The organism is Actinosynnema sp. NPDC059335 (assembly GCF_042752395.1).
Classification (GTDB): Bacteria; Actinomycetota; Actinomycetes; order Mycobacteriales; family Pseudonocardiaceae; genus Actinosynnema.
Genome location: NZ_JBHYXZ010000226.1, coordinates 2466 through 10709 on the forward strand (window position 1 = coordinate 2466; position 8244 = coordinate 10709).

Consider the following 8244-nt stretch of genomic DNA (forward strand, 5'->3'; position numbering starts at 1 on the left):
GCGCCCCGGGGTGAGCCGGGGGGGGTCCCCCCCCCCTCCCCGGGGGTGCACCCCCCGCCGTCGTCTGCGCTCCCGGATCGATCGCCTCCCGAACACCAGCGGTGTGAAGCCGTCCGACCGCCGTCGTTCTGACTTCCGATAAGGTTCACTTATCGGAAGTCACCCTCTCGCACCCTCATAACGTTGCGTTGTGCCCAATAACGTTTGTACGGACGAAACTCTGCTACGATATTGCCGTGACGACGACGGAGACCTCCGCACTGACCTGCAACTACCCCGGCTGCACGCGTCCGGTGATCCGGGGCGGCGGGCCGGGAAGGCCGTCGGAGTACTGCGACCTGCCGGAACACACCCGGTGGCGGGCGTGGCGCGAGCGGCAGCGGTTGGCGCAGGCGGCGGAGGCCCAGCAGGAGGTCGTCACCGTGACGAAAGGCCCGCAGGGGACCACCGCGGGCAAGATCAGGGCCGAGGAACTGCTGGAGCGGTTCCGGGTGCTCGCCGAGCAGATGTCGACCACGCTCACCGGAGCCGTGGCGGAGCTGTCCGCGATCGCCGACCCGAGCGTCGCCGAGAGCCAGGTGCAGGCGGTGGAGGCCGAGGCCGCGCGGCGGGTCGCCGAGGCGGAGGCCGCGGTCGCCCTGGCCGAACGACGCCGCCGCGACGCCGAACAGGCACGCCAGGCCGCCGAGGCCACCACCGAGGACGCCGTCCGCGCCGCCGAAAGGGCCGAGCAGGACGCCGAAACCGCCTACGCCCAGCGCGACGCCGCCCGCGCCGAGGCCGACGCCGCCGTCGAACGGGCCGAACGGGAGATCGCCGCCGTCCGCGTGGAAGCCGCCACCGCCGTGGACGAGATCCGCCGCGACGCCCAGGCGCAGGTCGAGCAGGCCCAGGCCGACGCCGTCGCCCACGCCGAGCAGGCACGGCGGCAGGCGGTGCGGGAGGTCGACCAGATCCGCGCCGACGCCCAGGCCCGCGTCGACCAGGCCCGGCACGACGCCCAAGCCCAGGCCGACGCCGCCCGCGCCGAAGCCGAAACCCGGATCGAGGCCGTCCGCGCCGAGGCGCAGGCGCAGGTCGACGCCGCCCGCGCCGAAGCGCAGACCCGGATCGACCGGGTGCGGGAGGAAGCGGCGGCGAACGTCGACCAGGCCCGTGCCGACGCCCGCGCCGAAGCCGAGGCCGCGCACCGCGCCCGGATCGCGGCCGAACGCGCCGACCAGGCCGCCCACGACGCCCGCGCCGAACTCGACCGGGCCCGCGCCGAGCTGGCCGACCTGCGCCAGGCCCACCACGACCGCCTCGACCAGGTCGAACGCTCCGCCCGGGAACGGCTCGACGCCCTGGAGGAAGCCCGCGCCCAAACCCTGGCCCGCGCCGAACGCGCGGAACGCCAGCTCGACCGGCTGCAGGCCGAACTGGACGCGCTGCGCGCCGACCGCGAACCCCGCTGATCAGCCGATCGCGCCCGGTGTGCCCGCAGGGTCGCCTTGGGGCGGGGACGGCCTCACCGCCACCGCCCGCGAACCGGCACGGCAACGCGGGCAGCACCACCACGCCATCCGCCGTCCACGACCATCCGGCACCGAGGTGCTGTCCCGGCTGTGGCGGTTCCTCTTTCGAGTGGTGTGGGGGCGTTCCGCTTCCGCGGGTGGGACCGGGTGTCCATCGTGGGCGGCCCAGGTGGCAGGTGAGGCTGCCCGCCGGCGCGGGCGGGTGGGCGCGGCCCGGCAGGCCCGGACGTCGGGGGTCCGGACGTGCCGGGCCGTGTCGTCGTCGGCCCGGCACGTCCGTGGTCAGCCGACCCCGTTGACCTCGCGGCGCAGCGCCACGGCGTCGGCCCGGACCCGCTCGGGTGCTTCGCGGTCGATCAGGGCGCGGCGCATGAGCGCGGCGATCGCGGGCTGGTGGGCGGGGGTGAAGCCGCGGCGGGTGATCTCCTGGGTGCCGATGCGCAGCCCGCGCAGCCCTTCGTCGATGCGCTGCCAGGCCAGGCCGATGCCGCTGAGGTAGATGCCGGCCTCGCCGAGCAGCGCGGCGGCCGCGTCGCCGCCGCCCAGGGTGAGGGCGTCGACGGCGAGGTGGTGGGAGCGGGTGTGGACGCCGTCGTGGCGGGCGACGTCGAAGCCGTTGTCGGCCAGTGCCGCGCCGAGCGCCTGGGCGTTGGCGACGCAGGCGCGGGCGTAGTCGGGGCCGTGCTCGGCGAGTTCGGCGGCGGTGACGGCGAGCGCGCCGAGGCGTCCGGCGTCGTAGTTGGCGAGCATGCCGGGGTAGGCGACGGTGGAGACGCGTTCGGCGAGGTCCGGGTCGCGGGTGACGACGCAGCCGCCGGACGGGCCGCCGAAGGACTTGTAGGTGGAGAACGTCATCAGGTGCGCGCCCTCGTGCAGGGGGCGCTGGAACTCGCGGCCCGCGACGAGGCCGGCGATGTGGGAGGCGTCGTAGACCAGGATCGCGCCGACCTCGTCGGCGGCGGCGCGCACGGCGGCGACGTCGTGCGGGAACAGCATCAGGCTCGCGCCGATGACCACGATCCGGGGCCGGTGCACCCGCAGGAAGCCGGGCAGCTTGTCGTAGTCGAGGTCGAGTTCGTCGGGCAGGTAGGGCAGGTCGACGACGGTGAGGCCGCGGATGGCGGGCACGCCCTGGGCGTGGTGGCTGGCGTGGCCGCCGGCGAACTCGGGCAGCACCGCGATCTTGTCGCCGGCGCGGGCGAACGCGGTGTAGACGGCGAGGTTGGCCAGGGTCGCGCTCTGCAGCCGGACCTCGGCGTAGCGGCCTTCCATGAGGTCGGCGACGAGCAGGGGCGCGAGGACTTCGAGGGTGTCGAGGTGGTCGAGGCCGACCTGGTACTTCTCGCCCGGCCAGCCCATGCTCGGCCGGCCGGACACGGTGGCGCTCATCGCGGCCGCGGCGGCGGGGCTGAGCACGTTGGTGCCGGCGTAGAGGACGATCCCGTCGTCGTCGACCTGGGTGGTGTGCGCTTCGAGGGCCTTGCGGACGGTGCCGGCGACGCCGGCGGCGGTCAGGTCGGCGGAGACGGCGGCCTCGACCTCGGCGAGCCTGCGTTGCGCCTGCGGGGAGGCCCAGGGGGCGATCCTGCTGTTCGTCACGGTGCAGAACGCTAGGGCTTCGCCGTCGGGTGGGGCGACCGTCCGGCGACGGAGGTTGTTCCTACAGTTGTCGGAATGCAGGAGTTGCTGGACGAGCTGTCCCGGCTGCTGGGGCGCGGGGTCTCGGTGGACGACGTGGCGGGCCGGGTGGTCGCGCACAGCGCCCAGACCGACGACGTGGACCCGGCGCGGGTGCGGGCGATCCTGACCCGGCGGGTGCCGGCGGACGTCGCGGCGTGGCAGGAGCAGCACGGGGTGGCGACCGCGACGGGGCCGGTGCGGGTGCCGGAGAACCCGGCGTTGGGGTTCCAGCAGCGGGTGGGGTTCCCGTTGCGGCACCACGGGGCGCTGGTCGGCTACCTGTGGGTGTTGGGCGAGGTGCCGGAGCTGGACCTGGGCGGTCGGTTGGCGGCGTTGGCGGCGCAGGTGCCGGCGGGTGAGCGGACGCCGGTGCGGGTGGTGGTGGGGTTGGAGCCGCGGGTGGTGCGCACGGTGCCCGCCGGTGACGCGCTGCCGGAGCTGTCGGGGCACGTGGGGGTGAGCGACCCGCACCCGCCGGACCGGGCCGCGGCGGCCTACCAGCAGGCGTTGGCGGCGGCGGAGCTGGCGCGGTTGGACCCGGCGCTGCCGGACCGGGTGCGGTGGTCGGAGCTGGGCGCGTACCGGCTGCTGCTGGGCGCGCCGCCGGAGGAGGTGCTGGCCGGGTTGTCGGAGGTGCTGCTGCGGACGCTGGAGGTGTACCTGGACGCGGGGTGCGAGGTGCGGGCGGCGGCGCGGCGGCTGCACCTGCACCGCACGAGCCTGTACTACCGGCTGGGGCGGATCGCGGAGCTGACCGGCCGGGACCTGTCCGACGGCGGGGCGCGGCTGGAGCTGCACCTGGCGTTGAAGCTCGTGCGGCTGGCGCGGCGCCCGTAGGGTGGCGGCGTGTTGCTGTGGATCAACGGGCCGTTCGGCGGCGGCAAGACCCAGACGGCGCACGAGCTGCGGCGCAGGTTGCCGGGCAGCTTCGTCGCCGACCCGGAGCACGTGGGGTTCGGGCTGCGGCGGATGACGCCGCCCGCGTTGCGCGGCGACTTCCAGGACCTGGCGGCGTGGCGGCAGGGTGTGGTGGAGGTGCTGGACCGGGCGGCGCGCGGGCACGACGGGGTGATCGTGGTGCCGATGACGCTGGTGGAGCCCGCCTACTTCCGGGAGGTCGTCGGCGGGTTGCGCGACCGGGGGCACGACGTGCGGCACTTCGCGCTGCTCGCCCGGCGCGCGACGGTGGTGCGGCGGCTGCGGGAACGCGAGGTCGTGCACGCGGCGCGTGCCCTGCTGGGCGGCGGGGCGGCGCGGGGGCGGAGCGCGGCGATGCGGGCGTTGGACCGGTGCCTGGAGCGGTTGCGGGAGCCGGAGTTCGCCGAGCACCTGTGGACCGACGACCTCACCGTGCCGCAGGTGGCGGAGCGGGTCGCCGCGGCGGCCGGGCTGGTGTTGGCGCCGGCCGCGGGCGGGCGGTTGCGGGGTCGGGTGCGGCGCACGTGGACTTCGGTGAAGCACATCCGCTTCGACTAGCGGCGCGTTCGGACGGCTGACACGCGATAGGGTGATCGACTTCCTGACCGACGTCAAGGAGTGACGTGCCTGACGATCTCGGCCTGTTGCTGTACCTGCCGCACCGCGAGCTGGAGAACCGGGTGTTCGCCGCCCTGGCGGCCGCGGGGTTCGACGACGTGACGCCCGCGCAGGCGCGGGTGTTCCAGCGGATCGGCCGCGACGGGTCGCGGTTGACGGAGCTGGCGGAGGCGGCGCGGATCACCAAGCAGACCGCCGGTTTCCTGGTGGACCAGTTGGAGCGGGCCGGGTACGTGGAGCGGTGCCCGGACCCGACCGACGCGCGGGCGCGGCTGATCCGGGTGGCCGAGCGGGGCCGTCGGGCGATCCCGGTGGGGGTGGCGGCGATCGCGGAGGTGGAGCGGGAGTGGACCGCGCACCTGGGCCGGACGCGGATGGTGGCGTTGCTGGACGCGCTGGCCCGGCTGCGGGAGATCACCGATCCGCGCCTGTAGCGGGCGGTCAGGACGACAGGAAGCGGTCCAGGACGCGCACGCCGAAGCGCAGGCCGTCGACGGGCACGCGTTCGTCCACGCCGTGCGGCATGGCGCGGTAGTCGTAGCCGGGTGGCAGGGACAGCGGCGCGAAGCCGTAGCAGTCGATGCCGAGCCGGTGGAACGCCTTGGCGTCGGTGCCGCCGCCCATGCAGTAGGGCACGACCACGGCGTCGGGGTCCTCGGCGCGCAGGGCGGCGGCCATGGCGTCGAACCACGGCGTGTCGATCGGCGCCTGCACGGGCGGCTCGTCGGCGAGGAACTCGCGGCGCACGTCCGGTCCCAGTGCCCGGTCGACGGCGGCCAGCAGCTCGTCGGTGGTGCCGGGCAGGGTGCGCACGTCCAGTTCGGCGGTGGCGCTGCCGGGGATGACGTTGACCTTGTAGCCGGCGCGCAGCACCGTGGGGGTGGTGCTGTTGCGGACGGTGTTCTCCACGAGTTTCGCGGCGGGTCCGAACCGGGCGATGGTGGCGTCGACGTCGGCCAGGTCGACCGGGACGTCCAGTGCCGCGCCGACCCGTTCGATGAACGCCCGCACGGCCGGGGTCAGCCGCACGGGGTGCTCGATCGCGCCGACGCGGGCGAGCGCGGCGAGCAGCTTGACCACGGCGTTGTCGTCGTTGCGGCGGGAGCCGTGGCCGGCCCGGCCGGTGGAGGTGAGCCGCAGGTGGGAGGTGCCGCGCTCGGCGGTGCCGACCGGGTAGACGCGGCGGCCGTCGACGGGGTAGGAGTAGCCGCCGGACTCGCCGATGGCGGTGGTGACGCCGGCGAAGAAGTCGGCGTGCCGGTCGACGAGCCAGTGCGCGCCGAGGTGGCCGCGGTCCTCCTCGTCGGCGACGAACGCGAGCACGAGGTCGCGGCGCGGTCGTCGTCCCTGGCGGGCCCAGTCGCCGAGCACGGTGAGGACCATGGCGATCATGTCCTTCATGTCGACCGCGCCGCGGCCCCACAGGTAGCCGTCGCGTTCGACGCCGGCGAAGGGCGGCACGGCCCATTCGGCGGGGTCGGCGGGCACCACGTCCAGGTGGGCGTGCACGAGCAGCGCGGGCAGGTCGGGTTCGGCGCCGGGCACGCGGGCGAGCACGTTGGCGCGGCGCGGCGCGGACTCCAGCAGGGTGGGGCGCACGCCGGCGGCGTCGAGGTGGGCGGCGACGAACTCGGCCGCCTCGCGTTCGCCTGCGGCCTCGCCGCGGCCGTGGTTGGTGGTGTCGAAGCGCAGCAGGGCCGCGCACAGGTCGACGACGTCCTCAGCCATAGATCCCCTCCACCGCTCCCGCCGCAATGGCGGTGACCACCTTGAAAGCCTGCATCGCCAGCGTCATCGACGCAGCGTCGAACCCGACGCGGCGCGCGTCGACGCGCTCGACCGTGGGCACGACCGCCGCGGCGGCGGCCAGGTGGGTGGCGTCGAACTCGACCTCGACGCGGTGCGGCGCGACCGCCGCGGGCCCGCGTCCGGCGCGGCTCACGGCGGTCCGCGCGGCGGCGGTGATCAATCCGGCAGTCACCTGAGGGGGTGAACAGACGGCGGCGTAGCGGCTGACGCACTCCTTGACGGCGACCAGTTCGGCGTCGGGGGCGTAGTCGCGGGCGTCGTCGCACGCCCGGTCGTCGCCGGTGACCAGCAGGACGGGCACGCCGTGCTCGGCGGCCAGGGCGGCGTTGAGCCTGCCCTCGCTCGCGGGCACGCCGTCGAGCCACACGCCGGTGACGGAGTTCTCCAGGTAGGTGTGGGCGAGCACGCCCTCCTGGCCGGCGCCCGCGTGGTAGCCGAGGAACACCACGCCGTCCACGCCGGAGTCGATGCCCTGCATCATCGACAGGGGCTTGTGCCGGCCGGTGAGCAGCCGGGCGCGGGGGTCGAGGTCCTCCAGCAGCAGGTTGCGCTGGGAGGAGTGCGCCTCGTTGACGAGCACGTCGGTCGCGCCGCCCTCGTGGACGCCGGCGACGCAGGCGTTGACGTCGCCGGTGAACAGGCGGCGGAACCGCTGCCACTGCTCGGTCTGGGGGACGACGTCCGCGGTCCAGGTGACGCCCGTCGCCCCTTCCATGTCCGCCGAGATCAAGATCCGCATGGGTTCACCGTACCGAGCCGTCGTCGGTTCTTGACGCACGCCTCACCGTAATGGTTACTTCTTGACTTCCACCGGTGGGAGGGAGGCGGTCACCGTGGGTGTCCGACGGTTCGGTGCGGTCACGGCGGCGTTGGCGTTGGCGGTGGTGCCCCTGCCCGTCACGGCGGCGGCGCAACAGCCCGTGACGCTGCGGGTGGCGATCGTGCAGCAGGTCGACTCGCTCAACCCGTTCCTGTCGGTCTTCCAGGCCGGCACCGAGGTGGGCCGGCTCATGTACGACTACCTGACCGCCTACGACGTCACCGACCAGCGCCCGGTCGAAGGGCTGGCCGACCGGTGGGAGTCCTCCCCCGACCGGCTCACCTGGACCTTCCACGTGCCCGAGGGCAAGAAGTGGTCCGACGGGCGGCCGATCACCGCGCGGGACGCGGCGTTCACCTACAACCTGATGATGCGCGACGAGGCCGCCGCGACGGCCAACGGCAGCTTCACCGCCGAGTTCGAGTCCGTCACCGCCACCGACGACCGCACCCTCGTGATCAGGACGAAGCAGCCCCAGGCCACCATGACCGCCCTGGACGTGCCGATCGTGCCCGAGCACGTGTGGTCGCAGGTGACCGACATCGGCTCCTACCGCAACGACCAGACCCCCGTCGTGGGCAGCGGGCCGTTCATCCTCACCGAGTACCGGGCCAACGAGTTCATCCGGTTCAAGGCGAACAAGGACTACTGGCGCGGCGCGCCGAAGTACGACGAGCTGACCTTCACCTACTACAAGTCCGTCGACGGCGCGGTGCAGGCCCTGGACAAGGGCGAGGTGCACCTGGTCAACCGGATGGGCCCGGCCCAGTTCGACTCCCTGGCCGACAAGCCCGGCATCACCCGCAACAAGGCGCAGGGCCGCCGCTTCAACGAACTGGTGATCAACTCCGGGGCCGCGACCCGCGACGGCACCCCCATCGGCGA

At 74.4% G+C, this 8244-nt stretch carries 8 protein-coding genes; 5 read left to right on the plus strand and 3 right to left on the minus strand.

The genetic code is table 11. From position 1 onward, the window contains the following. Window positions 1-236: 236 nt before the first annotated feature. Window positions 237-1454, plus strand: a complete 1218-nt coding sequence (locus ACFXGA_RS37685) for a hypothetical protein (RefSeq protein ID WP_378097136.1) — start codon at window positions 237-239, stop codon at window positions 1452-1454. Between the two features lie 342 nt (window positions 1455-1796). Here ACFXGA_RS37685 and ACFXGA_RS37690 read toward each other — a convergent pair whose 3' ends face one another. Next, on the minus strand, window positions 1797-3113 hold the full coding sequence (locus ACFXGA_RS37690) for a DegT/DnrJ/EryC1/StrS family aminotransferase (RefSeq protein ID WP_378097139.1): 1317 nt from the start codon (window positions 3111-3113) through the stop codon (window positions 1797-1799). A gap of 75 nt (window positions 3114-3188) precedes the next feature. Between ACFXGA_RS37690 and ACFXGA_RS37695 the strand changes: the two genes are divergently transcribed. From ACFXGA_RS37695 to ACFXGA_RS37705, 3 genes are all read left to right on the plus strand, one after another. Continuing rightward, window positions 3189-4031 carry a PucR family transcriptional regulator gene (locus tag ACFXGA_RS37695; RefSeq protein WP_378097142.1) on the plus strand — a complete coding sequence of 281 codons (843 nt, stop codon included), beginning with the start codon at window positions 3189-3191 and terminating at the stop codon, window positions 4029-4031. A 9-nt stretch (window positions 4032-4040) separates the two neighbouring features. Further along, a complete protein-coding gene (locus ACFXGA_RS37700) occupies window positions 4041-4670 on the plus strand; it encodes an AAA family ATPase (RefSeq protein ID WP_378097145.1) in 630 nt (209 codons plus the stop codon). Window positions 4671-4735: 65 nt separating this feature from the next. Then, complete coding sequence (locus tag ACFXGA_RS37705) at window positions 4736-5164, plus strand: MarR family winged helix-turn-helix transcriptional regulator (RefSeq protein ID WP_378097147.1); 429 nt, start codon at window positions 4736-4738, stop codon at window positions 5162-5164. A 7-nt stretch (window positions 5165-5171) separates the two neighbouring features. On the opposite strand, the gene ACFXGA_RS37710 is transcribed toward ACFXGA_RS37705, so the two are convergent. Both ACFXGA_RS37710 and ACFXGA_RS37715 read right to left on the minus strand, forming a co-directional pair. Continuing rightward, complete coding sequence (locus ACFXGA_RS37710; protein ID WP_378097150.1) at window positions 5172-6458, minus strand: M20/M25/M40 family metallo-hydrolase; 1287 nt, start codon at window positions 6456-6458, stop codon at window positions 5172-5174. After that, complete coding sequence (locus ACFXGA_RS37715) at window positions 6451-7278, minus strand: M55 family metallopeptidase (RefSeq protein ID WP_378097153.1); 828 nt, start codon at window positions 7276-7278, stop codon at window positions 6451-6453. Before ACFXGA_RS37715 ends, ACFXGA_RS37710 begins: the two co-directional genes overlap by 8 nt. Window positions 7279-7372: 94 nt before the next feature. Here ACFXGA_RS37715 and ACFXGA_RS37720 point away from each other — a divergent pair. After that, a partial coding sequence (locus ACFXGA_RS37720) for an ABC transporter substrate-binding protein (RefSeq protein WP_378097156.1) occupies window positions 7373-8244 on the plus strand: 872 nt, incomplete at its 3' end.

What these genes read in the sequence shown, in the direction of transcription:
- ACFXGA_RS37695 (WP_378097142.1), top strand. Translation starts at nt 3,189, where the DNA reads ATGCAGGAGTTGCTGGACGAGCTGTCCCGGCTGCTGGGGCGCGGGGTC.
- ACFXGA_RS37710 (WP_378097150.1), bottom strand. Translation starts at nt 6,458, where the DNA reads ATGGCTGAGGACGTCGTCGACCTGTGCGCGGCCCTGCTGCGCTTCGAC.
- ACFXGA_RS37715 (WP_378097153.1), bottom strand. Translation starts at nt 7,278, where the DNA reads ATGCGGATCTTGATCTCGGCGGACATGGAAGGGGCGACGGGCGTCACC.